The sequence below is a fragment of the Desulfofundulus sp. JL263-se genome (genome assembly GCF_056316025.1).
In genome coordinates this window covers 1,971,631-1,989,213 of the sequence record NZ_CM149993.1, presented here as the reverse complement: position 1 = coordinate 1,989,213, position 17,583 = coordinate 1,971,631, and the positions used below count along the sequence as shown (strand labels likewise).

The 17,583-nt window shown below is 48.6% G+C and carries 22 protein-coding genes and 2 pseudogenes; 3 read left to right on the top strand and 21 right to left on the bottom strand.

Going from position 1 to position 17,583, the window contains the following annotated elements; translation table 11 throughout:
* Positions 1-9 precede the first annotated feature (9 nt).
* Genes ACX4JR_RS10245 through ACX4JR_RS10200 form a run of 10 tightly spaced genes read right to left on the bottom strand, consistent with a single transcriptional unit; the run spans position 10 to position 8,593 of the window.
* A complete protein-coding gene (locus tag ACX4JR_RS10245; RefSeq protein WP_476057970.1) occupies positions 10-2,325 on the bottom strand; it encodes a chemotaxis protein CheA in 2,316 nt (771 codons plus the stop codon).
* Between the two features lie 11 nt (positions 2,326-2,336).
* A complete protein-coding gene (locus tag ACX4JR_RS10240; RefSeq protein WP_476057969.1) occupies positions 2,337-2,708 on the bottom strand; it encodes a response regulator in 372 nt (123 codons plus the stop codon).
* 38 nt (positions 2,709-2,746) lie between these two features.
* Complete coding sequence (locus tag ACX4JR_RS10235; RefSeq protein ID WP_476057968.1) at positions 2,747-3,412, bottom strand: CheR family methyltransferase; 666 nt, start codon at positions 3,410-3,412, stop codon at positions 2,747-2,749.
* Between the two features lie 8 nt (positions 3,413-3,420).
* Complete coding sequence (locus tag ACX4JR_RS10230) at positions 3,421-3,555, bottom strand: HEAT repeat domain-containing protein (RefSeq protein WP_476057967.1); 135 nt, start codon at positions 3,553-3,555, stop codon at positions 3,421-3,423.
* Positions 3,552-3,908, bottom strand: a complete 357-nt coding sequence (locus ACX4JR_RS10225) for a HEAT repeat domain-containing protein (RefSeq protein WP_476057966.1) — start codon at positions 3,906-3,908, stop codon at positions 3,552-3,554. Before ACX4JR_RS10225 ends, ACX4JR_RS10230 begins: the two co-directional genes overlap by 4 nt.
* On the bottom strand, positions 3,905-4,267 hold the full coding sequence (locus tag ACX4JR_RS10220) for a CheB methylesterase domain-containing protein (RefSeq protein WP_476057965.1): 363 nt from the start codon (positions 4,265-4,267) through the stop codon (positions 3,905-3,907). Before ACX4JR_RS10220 ends, ACX4JR_RS10225 begins: the two co-directional genes overlap by 4 nt.
* Entirely contained in the window at positions 4,243-4,485 is a 243-nt protein-coding gene (locus ACX4JR_RS10215; RefSeq protein WP_476057964.1) for a response regulator, read from the bottom strand. Before ACX4JR_RS10215 ends, ACX4JR_RS10220 begins: the two co-directional genes overlap by 25 nt.
* Entirely contained in the window at positions 4,478-6,004 is a 1,527-nt protein-coding gene (locus tag ACX4JR_RS10210) for a chemotaxis protein CheW (protein WP_476057963.1), read from the bottom strand. Before ACX4JR_RS10210 ends, ACX4JR_RS10215 begins: the two co-directional genes overlap by 8 nt.
* 14 nt (positions 6,005-6,018) lie before the next feature.
* Positions 6,019-7,956 carry a methyl-accepting chemotaxis protein gene (locus ACX4JR_RS10205; protein WP_476057962.1) on the bottom strand — a complete coding sequence of 646 codons (1,938 nt, stop codon included), beginning with the start codon at positions 7,954-7,956 and terminating at the stop codon, positions 6,019-6,021.
* A 25-nt stretch (positions 7,957-7,981) separates the two neighbouring features.
* Positions 7,982-8,593, bottom strand: a complete 612-nt coding sequence (locus ACX4JR_RS10200; RefSeq protein WP_476057961.1) for an HD-GYP domain-containing protein — start codon at positions 8,591-8,593, stop codon at positions 7,982-7,984.
* A gap of 589 nt (positions 8,594-9,182) precedes the next feature.
* Here ACX4JR_RS10200 and ACX4JR_RS10195 point away from each other — a divergent pair.
* On the top strand, positions 9,183-9,341 hold the full coding sequence (locus tag ACX4JR_RS10195) for a hypothetical protein (RefSeq protein WP_476057960.1): 159 nt from the start codon (positions 9,183-9,185) through the stop codon (positions 9,339-9,341).
* A gap of 562 nt (positions 9,342-9,903) precedes the next feature.
* Here ACX4JR_RS10195 and ACX4JR_RS10190 read toward each other — a convergent pair.
* The 4 genes from ACX4JR_RS10190 to ACX4JR_RS10175 all read right to left on the bottom strand — a co-directional run bounded on the left by ACX4JR_RS10190 (position 9,904) and on the right by ACX4JR_RS10175 (position 11,462).
* Positions 9,904-10,473 (bottom strand): transcription termination/antitermination NusG family protein, encoded by a 570-nt coding sequence (locus tag ACX4JR_RS10190; protein ID WP_476057959.1) that lies wholly within the window; start codon positions 10,471-10,473, stop codon positions 9,904-9,906.
* Positions 10,436-10,717, bottom strand: a complete 282-nt coding sequence (locus ACX4JR_RS10185) for a hypothetical protein (RefSeq protein WP_476057958.1) — start codon at positions 10,715-10,717, stop codon at positions 10,436-10,438. Before ACX4JR_RS10185 ends, ACX4JR_RS10190 begins: the two co-directional genes overlap by 38 nt.
* A gap of 224 nt (positions 10,718-10,941) precedes the next feature.
* Positions 10,942-11,154 (bottom strand): integrase core domain-containing protein, encoded by a 213-nt coding sequence (locus ACX4JR_RS10180; protein ID WP_476057957.1) that lies wholly within the window; start codon positions 11,152-11,154, stop codon positions 10,942-10,944.
* A 68-nt stretch (positions 11,155-11,222) separates the two neighbouring features.
* Positions 11,223-11,462, bottom strand: coding sequence for a transposase (locus tag ACX4JR_RS10175; protein ID WP_476057956.1), 240 nt, complete (start codon positions 11,460-11,462; stop codon positions 11,223-11,225).
* Positions 11,463-11,910: 448 nt separating this feature from the next.
* Here ACX4JR_RS10175 and ACX4JR_RS10170 point away from each other — a divergent pair, with 448 nt between their 5' ends.
* Positions 11,911-12,234: a helix-turn-helix domain-containing protein gene (locus ACX4JR_RS10170; RefSeq protein WP_476057955.1), complete on the top strand. Its 324-nt coding sequence runs from the start codon at positions 11,911-11,913 to the stop codon at positions 12,232-12,234.
* A gap of 62 nt (positions 12,235-12,296) precedes the next feature.
* The gene (locus ACX4JR_RS10165; RefSeq protein WP_476057954.1) at positions 12,297-12,629 is read left to right on the top strand and encodes a transposase; all 333 of its coding nucleotides are present in this window, start codon (positions 12,297-12,299) and stop codon (positions 12,627-12,629) included.
* A 398-nt stretch (positions 12,630-13,027) separates the two neighbouring features.
* Here ACX4JR_RS10165 and ACX4JR_RS10160 read toward each other — a convergent pair whose 3' ends face one another.
* The 7 genes and pseudogenes from ACX4JR_RS10160 to ACX4JR_RS10130 form a co-directional block, all read right to left on the bottom strand.
* A complete protein-coding gene (locus ACX4JR_RS10160) occupies positions 13,028-13,216 on the bottom strand; it encodes a hypothetical protein (protein WP_476057953.1) in 189 nt (62 codons plus the stop codon).
* A 218-nt stretch (positions 13,217-13,434) separates the two neighbouring features.
* Positions 13,435-14,418: a tyrosine-type recombinase/integrase gene (locus ACX4JR_RS10155; protein WP_476057952.1), complete on the bottom strand. Its 984-nt coding sequence runs from the start codon at positions 14,416-14,418 to the stop codon at positions 13,435-13,437.
* 257 nt (positions 14,419-14,675) lie between these two features.
* Positions 14,676-15,086, bottom strand: coding sequence for an Hpt domain-containing protein (locus ACX4JR_RS10150; protein ID WP_476057951.1), 411 nt, complete (start codon positions 15,084-15,086; stop codon positions 14,676-14,678).
* A gap of 268 nt (positions 15,087-15,354) precedes the next feature.
* Positions 15,355-15,587: pseudogene (locus ACX4JR_RS10145) on the bottom strand (group II intron reverse transcriptase/maturase); the annotation flags it as partial.
* Positions 15,574-15,801 (bottom strand): hypothetical protein, encoded by a 228-nt coding sequence (locus ACX4JR_RS10140; protein WP_476057950.1) that lies wholly within the window; start codon positions 15,799-15,801, stop codon positions 15,574-15,576. The gene ACX4JR_RS10140 and the pseudogene ACX4JR_RS10145, both read right to left, overlap by 14 nt.
* A pseudogene (locus ACX4JR_RS10135) lies at positions 15,780-16,193 on the bottom strand (HD-GYP domain-containing protein); the annotation flags it as partial. The pseudogene ACX4JR_RS10135 and the gene ACX4JR_RS10140, both read right to left, overlap by 22 nt.
* Positions 16,194-16,364: 171 nt before the next feature.
* On the bottom strand, positions 16,365-17,432 hold the full coding sequence (locus ACX4JR_RS10130) for a stalk domain-containing protein (protein ID WP_476057949.1): 1,068 nt from the start codon (positions 17,430-17,432) through the stop codon (positions 16,365-16,367).
* Positions 17,433-17,583 lie beyond the last annotated feature (151 nt).

The window sequence follows — 17,583 nt, the reverse complement described above, 5'->3', positions numbered from 1 at the left end:
CACCTCCGCTTATTGATTTGCCTGTTGGAGCTGCCTCCGCATGCAGTGCGGGTCCAGCACCGGCAGGATACTCCCGTCTCCCAATATGGCTGCTCCGGCGAAACAGGAATCATTACCCAAATCTGGAAGGGATTTAAGTACAATGTCTTCTTGACCCAAGAAATCATCTACGACCAGTGCAAAGCCGTTCGTCAGGATTACCAGGCACAATTCCTGGTCACCGGTCTCTTTTTTGCCACCCTCAAAAAATTCACCCAGGAAAAGCACCGGCACCAACTCGCCGCGGATCACCGCAATCCTTTTCCCCTGCATGCTGGCCAGTTTGCCAGCATGCACTTTAACCATCTCTCTAACATCCGCTATCGGCAACCCGTATTTCCTGCCGTCCTGCACCACCAGCAGGACGCGGGAGGTGGCCAAAGTAAGTGGAAGTTCCATTCTCACCCTGGTGCCGGCTCCAAGACTCGTTTTTATCTTTACACTCCCCCCCAGGTTACGGACAGCCGTCCTGATTGCATCCATGCCTACCCCTCTGCCTGAAACCTTTGTCACTTCTTCTGCCGTGCTGAAACCGGGGACAAAGAGAAACTCGAGCACCTGTTCCTCAGTCAGGGACCTGGCTTCTTCTGCTGAAACAAGTCCTGCCGAAACCGCTTTCTCCCGCACGCGCTCTACGTCGACACCCCGGCCGTCGTCTTCCACCTCCAGCACCATTTTGTTTCCTACCCTGAGAGCCCGGAGAGTTATTGTGCCCTCGGCTGTTTTCCCCCGGCCTAGCCGCTCTTCAGGAGGTTCAAAACCATGATCTATAGCATTGCGCACCAGGTGGACCATGGGCTCACTGATCGCTTCCATAACGGCCTTATCGATTTCCGTATTTTCCCCTTCCAGCCGCAGTTCAACCTTTTTACCCAACTCCCTGGCCAGGTCACGTACCATCCGCGGGAACTTTTGAAAGATATAGCTTGCCGGAAGAAGTCTCATGTCCATCACGGCATCTTGCAACTCGCGGACCAATCTGTCCAGCCCTGCATGCTGTTCTTTTAACTCTCTGGCAACTTCAGCCAGCTCGTACTCTTCCTCTACCTTCCTTGCTACATAAAGCAAAGCATTGCATTTTATCACCAGTTCGCCTGCCAGCGCCATTAGCCGGTCTATCTTAGTTTCATCTACCCGGATGCTTTTACTCAGTGCAGCGGGAGCAGAAACTTTCGTTCTTTCAGGTTTTACAGGCGTAGGTACAATTGAAGTGCCTTCTTTCGCAGCTAAACCCCTGACCATTTTTTCGGCTGCATCCAGGAGTGAAAAGAGTTCCCTTTGCCATTCAGAACCCGGCTTTTCCAGGAGTTCCTCAGCTTTCTTCAGCTCAGGCTTGTTAAAGTATGTACCAATCCCCGCTAAAATTCTGGCTACCGAAAGACCGTACCGCGGAAAATCTTCACGGCTACACGGTTGTCCGAGGTATTCTCTCAACTGAGCCAGAATCAACTGCAGAACTTCTGTTTCTTCCTGATTTAACTGGATATCAGGAGGAGAAGCTGGTTTCTCTTCCACCCGGGACGTCTTTTTCTCTTTGCCGAAGTTTCCTGGGTTGACATCTTCCGGTCTAGTACCGGGCTTATCTGTTTCCAAAAAGACCGGGCAAATAGTTAGGTGCAGGTCGGGCAAATCTCCTAAAACTTCAGCAAGCGTATTTTCCAAAGCATGTGTGCTGAGGTCAGAGCTAAGGTAAAAATGCAGGGACAAGAAAGATGGCACGTCAGTCGCCGCGCCGGTGTCCAGCTTTCCTACCTCGTTTGCCACAGCACGAATTATCTCTCCGCAGGAAGCCAGTTTTTCATAAATTGCCAGCAGATCGGGTGATTCGGCTGAGGCCCGCATTTCCAGGTTCACTTCATAAACGCACTTCCCGAGTGCCATTTGGTCGGCCGCTTCCGGCATCCGGGAAACATCGGTCAGATTGGTTTTATAAGGCAACTCTCCCAACCTATCAATCCTTTCCCGGCAGGCATCTTCGTCCACCTGCAGCTCCCCTTCTGTTTCTGCTTTTTCCACGACCTCCAGCAGGAACTCAAGGGCGCTGCTGACAGCTCCGGCAAGCTGCTCCGATGCGGCAATCTCCCCTGTTTTTACCCGGTTTAGAATCCTCAACAGTCCTTCTGCCAGCTCGTTTAGGGCCTCATATTCTTTGGTAAGCCCTACCAGGGCCTTTATTTTTTCTAAAAGCTGGTCTAACGCCTGGCTGTCGGGGTTGTGAACCAGGGAGAGGGCTAAAAATCCGGTTTTGTCGAGAACCTCTTTAAATTTTTCCAGAATTTCATCCATTTTTCGCTTAACTACCTCACTCCAGCGATAGTTTTGGTTAGAAAAAGAAGCCTTTCTGGCTTTACCGGCTTTACCAGAAAGAGGTTAGCCCCGGCTCGGTAGCCTTCCAGGCGGTCGCTGTCCTTTGCCTCCGTCGAAATGATTACCACTGGCACCCTAACCCCCCTTTCATCCTCTCTAAGTTGCCGTACCAGTTCGTAGCCTGACATCTTGGGCATGTTTATGTCCACAATGAAGAGGTCGTAATCAAATTTTACCGCCTTTTCCAGGGCTTCGTAACCGTTGACTGCATGGTCCACAGTAAAACCGGCTTTGCTTAAGATGGAAGTGTAATAACCACGAACCGTAGACGAATCATCCACTATCAATACCCGTACGGCCATCTCTCCCTCGCCTCACTTTTTGATATATAATTGCATCCTTAAAGTTTTCTCAGCCTGAAAATAGGAGCAGTGCGGCTCATTGACACCGAGCGGCCGAGGAAGAAGAAACCGCCTTTCCTCAAGGCATCGTAAAAGTAAAGGGCCACCTCTCTGCGCGAAGCGTCGTCAAAGTAGATGAGAACGTTGCGGCAGAAGATGGCATCGAAGTCCGCCATTTTCCGCACGTTTTCCCGATTTAGAAGGTTGAGGTGGTAAAAAAGTACCTGGCGGCGTAATTCGGGACGTACCTCGAACTGTTCCTCCACCTGGGAAAAATATTGCATGAGGTAAACTTCCGGAACGTCTTTAACGGCGCGTATGCCGTAAAGTCCTCTTTTTGCTTGTACCAGCACGTCCGTATTCAAATCGGCAGCGTGAATTTCCCAGGCAACGGGCAGCCCTCTGGTCATTTCCTTCATAATGATGGCTAAAGTGTAAGCTTCTTCTCCCGTGGACCACACGCGTATTCTATTGGTATTCTGACTGCTTTTGTTTTCCAGGACCTCAGGTATTACTTCTTCGGCAAAGCAGCGCAATTGCTGATACTCGCGGAAAAAGTCGTTGACGGTCAGGGCGTTGAGAAGCTCCTGCAGCTCACGGCCCGAGGTATCGAACCGCATCCAGGCAAAATAGGCACGGAAGCTGTCCACGCCAACTGCACGCATGCGCGCTTCTATTCACTGCGCAGGCCCATTTCGCCCAGGCATTCCACCGCCGCAGCCACCACGTTGATATTCTCATCTTCTTCCACAACCCGGCGCAAAAGTTCTACGGCCTCCTCGGCCTTCAGTTCTCCCAGGACGTTCACGGCAAAAGCCGCACATCCGGGTCAGGGTCCTGCAAAAGTTCTCTGACTGCCTCCAGCGCTGTATGTTGCAGTAACTGCAGTACCTCTATTGCCGAATTCCTCAGGTAAGCGTCCTCGCTGCGCAAAAGCTCAGCACACCGCCTCACCACTGCCTCCGTACCAATAGCAATAAGTGCGCTCACAATGGTCTCCTGCACCGGGCGGCTTTCCTCTTCTACCAGCCTCTTTGCCAAATACTCCACGACGTTATCCTGGGAAAAACCAGAGAGTTCCACGGCCGCATAGCATTTTTCCCTCTCTTCCGGGTGGGTGGACAGAATATCCATAAGCTTCTTAACCTGGCTGGCTTTCAATCTCTCTTCACCCTTTCAATAATTTGCCCGGCAATGAGGTGGGACGGAGCTACCACCTCAGCTCCGCCCCTGAGATAAGCCTCCCTGGGCATGTCCCAGACCACCGCGGTTTCTTCCGCTTCAGCTATGGTGTAGCCACCCTGCTTCCTTATTTTCACCATCATGCTCGCTCCGTCGTCGCCCATTCCGGTGAGAAGTACTCCTATGATATTCCGGGGAGGTACTTTTTCTAAGACCGACTGCATGGTTACGTTAACCGAGGGAATATATAAAGCATTCGCCGGCTGCCGGCTAAGCCTGGCCACCAGCCTGCCACCGGCATTCTTTTTTATTTTTAAATGATAACCCCCTCTGGCCACCAAGACCTTCCCGGTGCCTTAAGCAGGATGCGCTGGAGGGCAGTGAGGCCGTCCATCCCGGGCATATTCACGTCCATGGTAACCACGTCAGGTCTAAGCTCCAGTGCCTTCGTTACTGCGTCCTCACCGTCACGGGCGGTGCCCACTACTTCGATTTGAGCATCAGAAGAAAACATCTCTTTAAGGATTCTCCTCATGAGAGCAGAGTCGTCAGCCATCAGTACCCGTAGCCTCTTCGAGTTCCACGTTTTGCCCAAAGTCCACCAGTTCCTCCTTTTCTTTAAACGAGAGAACCTCCTTAGCGTTCAATACGATGATCAACCGCTCACCTTCCACGGCTTTAGCTATTCCCCTGACAAAGCGGCTGTCTACCGAACCGGTCAAGAGTTCCGGCGCTGCTTCGATGGCCAGGCGGGAAATCTTCAGCACTTCCCGTACCGAGTCAACAACAAGGCCGGTCAAAAGCCCGTCTATCTCTACTACTACAACCCTTGTATGGTCATTTCTAGATTTTTCTTCCATTTCGAATCTTTTTCTGAGATCAATTATGGGAATTATGGTTCCGCGAAGGTTAATTACTCCCTCTACAAACTGCGGAGCCTTGGGAACAGCCACTATATCCGGAACTCTGATGATTTCCCGGACATCAGTAATGCCAGCCGCAAATTCTTCTTCGCCCAGCTTGAAAGTCACCAGCTGTTCTTCCTGTTCGTTAGTGCTGGCCATTTCTTCTTCGCTGTCCAGCGCTTCGCCCACTTTCAGGAGAACATTCAAGGCGAGGAAGCCTGCCGGGTTAAGCACGTATACCAGCCGCTTACCTCCCGCTATCTTGCACACTCCGCTTATACCTTCGCGGTTCCCGGTGCGCAGCAGGCCCGGCACAGGGTCAATAATCGTTTTGGGAATGCGAAGAACCTCAGTTACCGCGTCAACTATCAGACCCACTGCAACCTTCCCCTTTTGCTGACTGCAAAGGTTCACCACTACTATGCGCGTCCGGTCATTTACTTCATCATCTCCCAGTTGAAAGAGGGTTCTCAAGCTGACCACCGGCAGAACGTGACCCCGCAGGGCTGTAATTCCTACAAGATAAGGGGGTGCATCGGGTACCTGATTAATGGTCTCCGGCAGGTGGACGATCTCTTGGACCATCCCTATGTCAATTCCGTATTCTTCATTTCCGAGCCGAAAGGTAACGAGCTGAACTTTTTCTTCCTTTTTTTCTTCCCCTTTCCTTTGTTCCTCTGGTTGGGCAAATGCCTGAGCTTCAACAGCATCTGCAACTTGCTCCCTGTTTTCCCCCATCTTCATAAAATGCTCCACATCTATTATCATCATCAGGTGTTTGCCTCCCGCCAGCCTGGCTATGCCCCTGAGAAAATCTGCCCTGGCCTCTCCTTCCCTGACCTCTTCAATTTCGTCAGCGGCTATGTTCACCACCTCGGATACCCTATCCACAATGAAACCCAGCCGCTTGTGGCCGTCGTCCAGGACTATAACCCTGCTGGCTTCGTCCAAGGGCTTTTTTTCCAAACCAAGTCTGATATTCGTGTTCATTACGGCGAGGATATTCCCTCTAAGATTTGCCAGCCCCTCCAGATAGAGCGGGGCCCGGGGAATCTTCACCATTTCCGGGACCCGAATTATCTCCTGGACGTACTCGGTTTCTACACCGTAAGCTTCGCTACCTACGTAAAAGACAATATACTGCCCAGCAGCCCGTTTTTGTTGTCGCAAAACCATCCCTCCCCTTAAAGCTGCTGCAGCTCGTCTGTCAGCGCAGCTATTTCATCGATAGCTTTGGACAGTTCTTCCATTCCCTGGGCCTGCTGCTTGCTGGCACTTGCAGCCTGTTCGGAGGCTGAAGCTGCTTCCTGGGCCGCCTGGGCAATTTGCTCCACGGCCTTTCTGATCTCCCCGGCAGCGGTTGCCACCTCGGCCGCATTCTCGATTAATCCTCTGGAGCCGTCTAAAGCTGCCTTTATGTCCGCTTCGATGCGAACCAGGTCTTGAGTGGTCTTTTTTGCCTTTTCTACCTCCTGACTCATTGTTTCTCCTATCTCTTCAATGTCCTTTAATACTATGCTAACCTGCTGCTGGATACCCTTCACCAGCTCCTTAATCTGGTCGGCATTACGGGCGCTATCTTGAGCCAGGTTGCGGATATCGGAAGCAACCACGGCGAACCCCTTGCCGTACTCGCCGGCCCGGGCAGCCTCGATGGCCCCGCTGACCGCCAGCATATTGGTCTGGATGCCTACAGTAACAATTGTTTCTACTATCTTGTCTATCTCTTTTGCCTTCTTTTCTAAAGCTTTGACCTTGTCGACATTTTCAATGTTAGCCTTCATGGCCTGGGAAATCCCTTCGATCAGCTCGTCTACGTTAACTTTGTTGCGGGCCTGGACCTCAGATAGTGTTTCCATCTTTTCCAGGGCAACCTTTGCCAGTTCATCGATGAGCTTGGCCTTCTCTTCTGCCTGGCCGGCAGCGCTGGCACACTCTTCTGACGCCTTAGCCTGAGTTTGAGCCCCCTTGGAAATTTGGTTTAGGGCCGCCATGATCTCCTGGGCAGAGCGGGTAGACTCCTCAATAGCCGCCGAAAGCTCCTCCGCTGCAGCGGCTAGGCCTTCTGCCGATTTGGAAATGTTGGTGGACATCTTGAGGTCTTCGCCCATTTCGGCCAGCTCGCTTGCCGAGGTGCTGACGTCGCTTAAAGCTTTGGTCTGTTGCTCTACGGCTTTTAGCGATTCCTCTGCTGCACTGGCCTGCTCTTCTGCCGCTTTAGCAATTTCACCTGCCCTCTCTTGGAGATATTGGGCGCTGCGCTCGGACTCTTGGGAAGCATCGTAAGCCTGCACTATCGCCTTCGTCACGTCTTCCATGGCACCTGCGGCCTCTCTCAGCTCGCTGGTAATGGCTTTACCTTTTTCCATTTCCTGCCGCGCATTAGCGGCAACCTGATTAATGGCATCGGCCACCACTTTGACGTCCTGCTGGATGGCCGCGATAAGCTCGCGGATGTCATTGGCTGCCTTCTCGGATGTCTCCGCCAGAGTCCTTACCTCATCCGCCACCACGGCAAATCCTTTGCCGTGGTCTCCGGCCCGGGCCGCCTCAATGGCCGCATTAAGGGCCAGCAGGTTGGTCTGGTCGGCAATTTTAACTACGGTCCGCACAATATCTCCAATGTCTTCTGCCTGCTTCTCCAGTTCGGCTACCAGCCTGGCCGAGTTTTCACTCCTGGCACCGGCTGAATTAACGCCATCTATGAGTTTTTCAATGTCGGAATTTATTTCCTTCATCAGAAGCTGAACGGCCTTTATTCGCTCTGAGACCTTAGAAGTATTCTCTGCTGCTTCCTGGATACCTCTGGTTGCCTGCTCAGCAGCTGCTAGCGTTTCCTGGGTGGCGCTGCTGGCCTCCTCGGCCCCGCTGGCTATCTGCTCCATGGCCGACCGCAGCTCCTCTACTGCCCCGGAAGCTTCTTCTACTCCGGCGGAAAGCTCTTCGCTAGCTGCGGCAATGCGCTCGGCTATTTGCTGCTGCTTGGCGAAGGTCCTGGCCTTTTTGCGTTGATTTTCCAGCTTTTTGGGGTCGACCTTCTTTAACTCAAAATCCGCTTTGCTCTCGCTTTTCTGTTCCTCTGCCTTTGCCGGCAGCGGTGCTAACTTTCTCTCCTTAACCACTAAACAATACCTCCTTCTTAAAATTTCAAACTAAAAAACTGTCATATATATAGGATGTTCTGGCTGCTTTTGATCTACCGGCATGTGTCGTCCTTCCCTCCCACATGTCGCGGAATGCCTCGAACAGTGCCGGATCAAACTGTCCTCTGCTTTCTGCCATAATCTCCAAAGCTCTACCGGGTTCGACCGGCCTGCGGTAGGGCCGGTAGCCGGTCAACGCCTCAAAGGCATCAGCAACGGCAATCATTCTGGCTACTAAAGGTATCCTTTCCCCGGCCAGCCCGCATAAATATCCACCGCCGTCAAATCTCTCGTGATGGTACAGGGCACCCTTTACAATTTCCTCCGCAAACCCTAAACTTTTGAGCAATATTCCTCCGATGCGAACATGCTGTTTCATTTCCTCCCAGTGGGCTTCGGTATATCTTTCGCGGGATTTAAGCAGCCGGTCGGAAACGCCGATCTTGCCAATGTCATGTAAAAGCCCCGCCTGGTAAAAAGTCAATACCTCTTTTCCTTTTAGTCCCCAGGTTTCAGCTAAACGTACCAAATAATTTGCTACTTTGTAACTATGGACCGCGCTCACCCGGTCCCTGGCTGCCAGGGCAAAAAACAATGCTCGGTCAAATCTTGCCACAAAAACACCTCCATTTCTCCCGGCATTTGCAAATAGGTTTTGTCACCTCCTCTATCTCAATCTCAGTCAATTCAATATTTGCGCAGACCTATTATGAGTACCGGGCCAGGTGCAGGGGATGGAAAAAGTAATCCACTTACCAGAGGTGTACCATAACAAAGTATTGCATTAGTTCTGGAGAATCTGAAATGACTTCTTGTATAGTACGACTTGTCACTATAACACCTCCCGTTATCATTCTTTTAAAAATAAAAAATCCCAGACGTTTCATTGCGTCTGGGAAAATTTAATCACTGCCCTGAATAACTGTAAACCAGTCCTCATATATACTGCTTGAGGAGGACCTTAACCGCAGCAAGAAAGTTGAGCTTTGGGCCGAGGTATACGACTATGCCAGTCACAAATACCACCGCGGGTTTCGCATGTTAACCCTGGGCTGGTCGGATGGAAATACCTTTTTACCCCTGGCATTCTCACTGCTTAGTTCAGAAAAGGAATGGAACCCCATTTGCGGTATTAATACCAGGGTTGACAAGCGCACCAACGGCTACAAGAGAAGAGTCGAAGGAATCAATAAAATACCGATGTCATGTTTGACTTACTTGAGCAGGTTAATGCTTATAAAGTTCCTGCCAGGTACCTGCTGTTTGACAGCTGGTTTGTATGCCCGGCATTAATCCGCCGAGTCCTGGAACATAAATTGCACGTGGTTTGCATGATTAAAGCAACATCCAAGATTTTCTACTAGTACCGGGAAAAACAAGTGGGCCTAAAAAAACTCTCTATGCTTCCTTGAGGGAAAAACGCGGTAGAGCTAAAGTTCTCGCTTCTACTAATGATCTCAGAAGGCTGGGCGAGCTTTTCTACCTATCGAGTTTGTTGAAGCGTTTGGTCTTTTGATGGAGCTATTGAAAAATTATTTACAAAAATATTTGCTTCTATCTGGCACTAAAATAAATGAGTTGCTCGACCATTTTATAGTCGGGCTGCCGGTGTTTTTAAAGGTTCGACTACAACTTTCGGTGTGCGAAAGTTGAGTTGTATATTTGAACATCTTCGTTCTTCAGGTCCGAGAAGAAATTTAACCATTCTTTCTTCGTATCGGGACGGGAAGCAAAAAAGCAGGTCTTTATAAATATATCCCGGGCCGTAAAGCCATATTTCTGGTGATGTTTTTGGGAATTTGTGTAGTGCATTCAAAACCACTATCAGCTGCCCCTTTAATTTATAAATAATTTTTTATTAGGTATAAAAAGTGACTTAATTTGTACTATAATATCTATTGGCCAGTTTAACAATGTCAATTTATTTCAAAGATCTAATTTTGTAGCTTTAAGAAGAGCCTGCACTATTCCCTTACTGTTAAAGGGAATCCTCCACCCTTTAGCATCCAAGACTTTCAATATTTTGAGAGGCAGCTGAATTATTGTTTTTTTGTATCGTTTCACGGCAATAATTTCTTTAAACTTTTCCTGCAATTTCTTTATGGTATTATTGTCATGTACCTGTACTTCTCCGATTCCTTGGCATTGATCCTGAAATCTTTCTATTTCGTACGGGTCGTTAACCCGTCCTAAAACTGAGTATACACCAGGAAACCTGCGAAGTATGTGCCCAATTTCCTTATAAGCTTCGGACAAGCACTGAATAAATATATAGCCGGGTAATAAAGGCTTGAAAATAATTCTCTTTCTATCAAAGACGAATACATTTTCTGTAGCTGAAAAGTACTGTTTAATCAAATGATCGGCTCCCATTCTATCCATAAATTTTTTTAAGCTTTGCGTTACATATGCTTCTTGTCCTGTGGAGACACGGAGAGCAATCCAACAGTATGACATATCATTTCTTCCTCCCCCAGGTATGGACTTTAATTGCAAAGGACCGTTTACTATGGTCAGTTTCAGGTTTAAACCTGTTCATCTCAGGTTTTTCGTTCTTTTCTAATAATTGAATATGGGTGCTGAGGGTGTTTATCTGACTCGCCAAGTCCATGGCCTGGAAATAAGCCTCGCTGGTACCATAGTAATACATTTCTTCAAAACCCGTATTTCTCAGCTTATGTTGCTGCTGACTCAATGTCCTCCGCATTTCTTTAAGTTTTAACATTTCCGGCGAGGACACTATCACACTCCCCTTCTATGCGGGTGTTGCTGGCACTTGTATTGTTTTAAACCGAGTGCCAGAAAACACCCATTTTTTAAAGCGAACTGACCCCCTAAAATAGTCTTCCATACTAACTATTTTATAGAGTTTTATAACAAGGCTGCCCTCCGGCGCCGCCTTAAAACCTCAAGATAAGGGCTCACCAAGGAACATGCCTTTATCCTACTATAATTTAACCGGCTTCAGCTTAACCGGTAACATTTTGCTGGTGCCAGATATTTAATAGCTGAGTGAGTACGAATTTTGCTATAGAGCCGAATAAAGCTGTCAACAATCTCATATGCCTCAGCATAACTGAGAGATTCGTGTCGGGATAAGCATTCCTCTTCCAAAATAGCGTGAAAGGCCTCTATATGGGTATTTAAATTTGGCGCTTTAAAAGGTATCCTCTGCAAGTTTGGGTTGGTTTTTTAAACAAGTCGTGGAGAATGGCAATTTCCAATTTTTTTCCCCGGGAGTTTCTTTAACTTTTTATTTTATTGCATACTGCTTTATATTCCTTAAGAGAACAAGTGTTTTCTTTTGTTTTACGTTGTTCTTTTATTAAGTGAAAGGTATCGTATTTTTTATAATTTCTCACCCATCGGCTGACCAGACTGGGTGTGATATCATGCCTTCTGGCTACGATAGAGGTGTTGCCCGTCTCCATAGTTTTTTTAACGATTTGCATTTTTAGTTCTGGCGAGTAATGCTTTCTAGTCATTCTTAATTTGTGCCCCCTATTATCCATTAGCTGTAACAGATTCAACTAAACTGTCCAACTTATCTAGGGGGCTAAAAAGATCCGTGGCTTATCCATTTTTTAGAGACACTTACTTTTTCCGCCAGGGGTCTGGTATTTTAACAGTCCTTCAGTATCTCTATTTCGAGGTTTTTTCGTCAAGCAGTTTTTTAGGTCGATCGTTTTCTTTATGCCGCGACCTGGACAACTGCTGCCTGCCTTTACCGGTAGGCCCCCTACTCAACTAGCTTGCTTACGCAAGCCCCTTCCTGAACGTTGTCGTTAGCGAAGGGAGGGGTGGTTGATTTTATCACCCGGCTAGTTATTTTTTCCTGATTAGTTTAGTACATTGTATAACTATAGATAGCAAATGTCAATAGTTTTTGCAATATTTGTATATCTATAGAGATACATTTAAACGGGGGTTACTATGGATATCGGTCGACGTATTAGGCAATTGCGTGAAAAAAAGAAGGTTTCTTTAAGGAATCTTTCTCAAATGACAGGTTTGGCCCATAGCTTTCTATGGAACGTTGAAACCGGGAAGAAAAATATCTCTTGCAAGAATCTTGAGCTGATATGCCAGGCACTGAATATTTCTATGGCTGAATTTTTTTCGGAAACTAGACCGCAATTAAGTTTTAATCAAGAGCAAATCATTAAATATGTAAAGCAGCTAGATGATGATGATGTCAGCTTCGTCTTAAGTGTTATCGAATACATTATTAAAATCCGAAGCAAAATGGATGAATGAATTTTAGCCGATGAAAAAGTGTGTGAGATCTGCAGTTGATTCCAGGCCATTGTTTGCCAACGTTGGCGGGCCGAAAAGAAAACGCTGTAACTGCGATGATAAAGAGAACTGTTCCTGTGAAATTCACCGACCCGGATGCTGCCGTGGGCACCATGCGTAATAAGACTAACGTAAATAAACATTTTGCGGGTTGCTGCAAACGTACTGTCGTCTGTCATTCCAAACAAGGGCTGGTACCGTTAATCTCCATTATTTTACCTGCCAACGTGCATGACGTAAATGTACTGCTCCCATTATTGGAGAATTTAAAACAGGTAGAAAATAATCTGAAACTTGAATATTTAGCGGCTAATCTTGGACATTTTAGTGAGGATATTAATGTCGAAGCTTTGTGATTGTATCTACTGACATTAAGAAGAATACCGGGCTGTCGGAAATTCCCGGTACGTGGCCTGCCCGGAGTACAAATACTTGGCATAATGGCTGATACTTTCAGCTAATTAAGCTTATGATAAAGCACATGCGTGATACTGTTGTGCCTGAAGACAGGGATGAATTTTTGAATAGAATGCGAATTGCACAATTTACTCACCCAATCACTGCATGGAAAATGTTGCAATGATTCGAAACTCCACAAGCCAGAGGGTACGTCTGTCCATTTTTAAGTGATTTTAGCCAGTACCATTGTCATCCCCAGCCGGGAAGGTAATTCCTATTTTACTATCAGCTAACAACCTGATACCAGCACTTGCACTAGCGGAAGGCAACGGGTATGCCATCCAGCGTGCGGGCTTCAATTGACTGACGATATAATGCGGTTTCCGATAATCTCGCTGTCGTCCTTGATGGCTTCTTTTTTGCGGACATCAAGCCGCGTCGTCGAAATTATTTGGTGGGAGAAAAAGAAAAGACTTTCAGGAGAAAAACCCTGAAAGCCTTGAATATTGGGACTTGGTGCGGCAGAGAGGACTTGAACCTCCACGAGCGTGACGCCCATAAGATCCTGAATCTTACGTAAAGTACCGAAAATTTGTTTTTTCGGCTTAATCCCTGTAAATTCAAGGGTTTCCGGGTTTCTCCCGCGCCTTTTTCTGTAAAGCTACACGCAAGACACTTTGTTTATTTGGAAAAAGCGAATAGTACTTACTCAAAGTTTTTCGCAAGAGTCTGGTCGCGCGCTGTTTTTTAAAAAGTTATTTTTTACCTCTGTAGCAAAGTTCCTCCTTTCTTTTTTAAACTTTTCATTGACGCTGATGGACAAAACCTGGTTAATTTTTTCCTGATGTCCGGGTTGAACAACCGCCCGTAACGCATGGTCATATCAAGAGTAGAGTGTCCCAGTACTTCTTTCAGGGATGCCAGGTCTCCGCCGGCCATCAGGTAATGTTTTGCCAGGGTATGGCGGAACGTGTGAGGGGAGACCCGCACTCCTTCAATGCCGGCTAGGGCCCCGTAGCGTTTTATGTTTTGCTGCAGGCTCCTTACGGCCAGTTTACCGCCGCGGGAACTGGGGAAGAGCCACTCGGCTCCCGGCATGGCCTCGTCCAGGGCTTTTACCCACTCAGCTACTACGAGGGCGGTGTCAGGTGGCAGGCAAACCAGGCGTTCGCGCCGGGCCTTGGGGTTGCGAATGCGAAATGCGTCCGGCAGTTTGGAGGTTGGATCCCACTCAATATCTTCCCGGCGTATTCCAAGCAATTCTCCCACCCTTATGCCGGTGTCCATCATTACAAACATAGCCGTGTAATCCCGGAGTCCCACAAAGGTGCTTCTATCAGGGACTTCCAGGAGTTTGGCGAGTTGTTTCAAATCAAAAGTGGGCACAATCGAGTCAGTAACCTTGACAAACTTCACCCCGGTTGCGGGGTTCCGGCGGGTCAGCCCCCGCTGATATGCGAAGTTAAAAAAGCATTTCAGGCAGCGGAGCCGGTTATTTACCGTGGCTGGACGATTACCTTTCTGAAACATCGAGGCAATATATCCTTCGATAATTTCCTGTGTAATACCTGAAAGCAAGCCGTTCTTTTCTTCTGCTTCCAGCCACTTCTCAAAATGGCCTAGGGACTGGCGAAACCACCTGATGGTAGAGGGCCGGGAATTTGAAGCGGTATGATAACGGAGAAAAATGTCTATTGCTTCTGTCAGGGTAGCGTTTTTCTTGATTACTGAGAGTTTTGCCTTCAATTAGCTCACTCCCCTTCTTCGAGGTTTTGAAATTTTATTTATAAAAAAACCACCCGGGTAATCTCCGAGTGGGCTTAACGCTGAACATAAGCAATTGTTTTTTTTTTTACGGGCTTTTCTTGATATTAGTTAATCAAGTCATCCATTCGGCGACTGGCAGTAAGAAGGGTTTTTTTACCTTCCCAATCGGTATCCAATCAATACCCCCTTCCTTTCTTCCCAAAACAAAAAGTGCCCGCCGTTTTCCAACAAAAGAGCTAGAGAAGCACCTTATTTATCAGGCCCTGCAGCTCAAGGACGTCCCCGCCCTCTCCGCGGGCCTTGCCGGCCAGCCCTTTTAGCGTGTCAAGGACATTGAATAATGTGTCGATAACTTCACCGGAAGGGTAAATCTCCCCTTTTCTCACACCATCCAGAAGGTCTTCCATGCGGTGAGCCTGGGTGGCCATTTCTTCAAAGCCGACTGTTGCCGCGTCGCCTTTAAGATTGTGGGCAATCCTGAAAATGTCGTTTAAGCAAGTGCGGTCGGAAGGATTCTTTTCCAGAAGTACCAGTTCACTTTCCAGTTCCTGAAGTTGTTCAGCGGTTTCTTCCAGAAAAGCTTCTATAATAAGGCAGGAACTCTTCGTTAAACATTGTCTCCAGCACCTCCGCTTATTGTTTTTCAATACAAAACCCGCTTTTTAAGAATAATCAAATTTTTTCCTGGCACATTGAACTTTACTCCAAGTTTTGAGCCCGGTACATAAATTGTTGTAGTGCCAAATGCATCTCAGACACTTGGCGCAGACTATGGAACCTGTTTTTGGCATGAAAATCACCCCCAAAAAGAAAAGCCTGGCTTAATAAGCCAGGCTGAGGCTGTTGACAAAAACAAGTCAACAGCCTCACCGGGCTTTTTGCCCGGTCTTACTTAGTTTCACAAAATTTTCAATGTGGTGTGCCCTCATCCGTTACCAGGACCAAACCATTTACCATGACCCCGGACTGCAGGTACAGCCGGATTAATTTGAGTATGCGCTTATCTTTGACTTTGCGCGCTACCCTGGTCATGAGGATAAGGTTGGGATTCCCAGAAATCGCACTCCGCCGCCCGGTTTCGGGATTTCGACCCGGCGTACGGGTTGCAGCCTGTAGGTCCCGGCGAGCAGTTCTTTACGTATGCGCTCCTTTACCGCCATACCCCTTGGCAGCATTGGGCTTTGTCTCGTCTTGCAGGCTCGCCCGAATATGACGGCCTCGCCCGCGGTTCGTGGTCCTCGGGCCGGGATTTTGCCTCGGGCTTCCTTCGGATTCCACGTCGCTGTGGATACCCTTGCCGTTGGCTAACGGTTGGTGCTGCCAACCCCCGCAGGGGACTTTCACCCCCAAGTTATCGCCCATGCCGGGCTCACAAGAAAAAGCACGGTCGTTTTTCGACCGCGCCGCGTTTGAACTGGGTATATATGCTCTAATTTTTTCTGGTCCTTGGAGTTTTCCGGCATATAGTTGACCAGGCTTAACAAGCGGGTATTACGGTTCTGCACTTCTCTCTTCCAGAATGAGCTCGGGCATGTCGTTTTTTGGTGAGTTGACCAGTTTCGAAACGGGGTAAATTGAACATACCGGGTTTCCCTTCTCACCGTCCAAAAGTTGCGTACTATTTCCCGCATCGCTTCCTCTTTTAATACGGCTTTCCTGTACGGCCTCTCCGTGGTCATCGCATCGAACGCATCGGCGACGGCAATTATCCTGGCCAGTACAGGAATGTCCTTGCCTGACAGGCCTTCAGGGTAACCGTTCCCGTCCTACCTCTTACAAATCCAATAATCCGAAGTACTCCAAATGTTTAAGGGCATGTATCCCCTCCCGTTCGCCATACACTGCTCGGAAATCCTCCGCAAACAATTCCGAAAAAGCAAGAAAGCCCGGTGCCAAAAAGCACCGGGCTCCCGCACGATACTATACTACGGTTCATTGACTACCGCCACCTGGCCGTCCTTAAGCCATTTGACATTTTTACCAAAAGCTTCGCTTATAAACCTTAAAGGTACCGCTGTCCGCCCTGGCGGCACCACTTTCGCCGGCACGTCAAGATTTATCTCCCGGTTGCCGACTTTTGCTTTGTTCTGGCCGAGGTATAGTACCACCGTTTTTCCGTTGGCCGGGTTTGTGAAGGTTGCCGTGCTGGACTTCCGGTCATAGTCTACCTTAAGGCCCAACCCCTCTGCGATGGCCCGGACAGGTACCAGGGTGCGGCCTTTCTCGATAAAGGGCTGAGCATCAAAGCGAAGTTTCTTGCCCTTCACGAAAACCTTAATACCCTTCTTGCCCATTTCTTTGTAGAGCTCGCCGACCTTGTTGTAAAGAACCTCGTCCCTGGGTTCAGCAGCAATGGCCTTCTCAATATCTTCTGCCGCTTCATCTACCTGGCCCAACTCTTCTTTCAGGATAGCCCTGTACGCGTATACCGCTCCAGGCACGGTGGCCGTTTCGAGCAGTTTCTCCAGTTCGGCCAGCGCTGCTTCCTGGTCACCCTTCGCCTTCAGGCACTGGGCCAGCAGCACCGCTACCCTGGCGGTCGGGTGCGGCATCTGCGTTTCGAGTTCCTTCAATACTTCAATGGCCTTATCGTACTCCCCGGTGTTCCGGTAAGCCACCGCCAGCCGCCAAAGTAACTGCGGGTCGCCAGGTTTTTCCGCCAGCTTCTGCTCCAGCCTGGTAATGAGTTTTTCAAGTTCTTTTTCCTCTGCATTTTCAATTCCCTCAATGATCTCGCTCTCAAGCCTCTGCTTCACCCTGAGCCGGAATTCCTCTCCTGCATTCCGCGTGCGCGTTTTGACCTCGAAGTTCTGACGCTCTTTGTGCTGTACAACTGGCGGTGCAACCTGGCTCATCTCCCTCCAGGTTTCGGCCTTGTCCACTGCCTTGGGGAACACGCCGGAAACATCGGCGCCAAAAGCCGCTTCCACAACACCACACACAAACGCACTCACGGTCAGCAAAGCAACCAGCAAGCGAAGTTTTCTGCGCACCTTTTATTCCTCCCAGAAATAGTTTGTGTTGTCCTGTTTCATCCTTTAAAAGAATTTTTCCCGGTAATCGACCACATCCTCTCTTTTGCCGGGCAGCCGGTCACCGGGGAAACTTCATTCGGTAGTAATGGAAATACTATATCTACCGGGT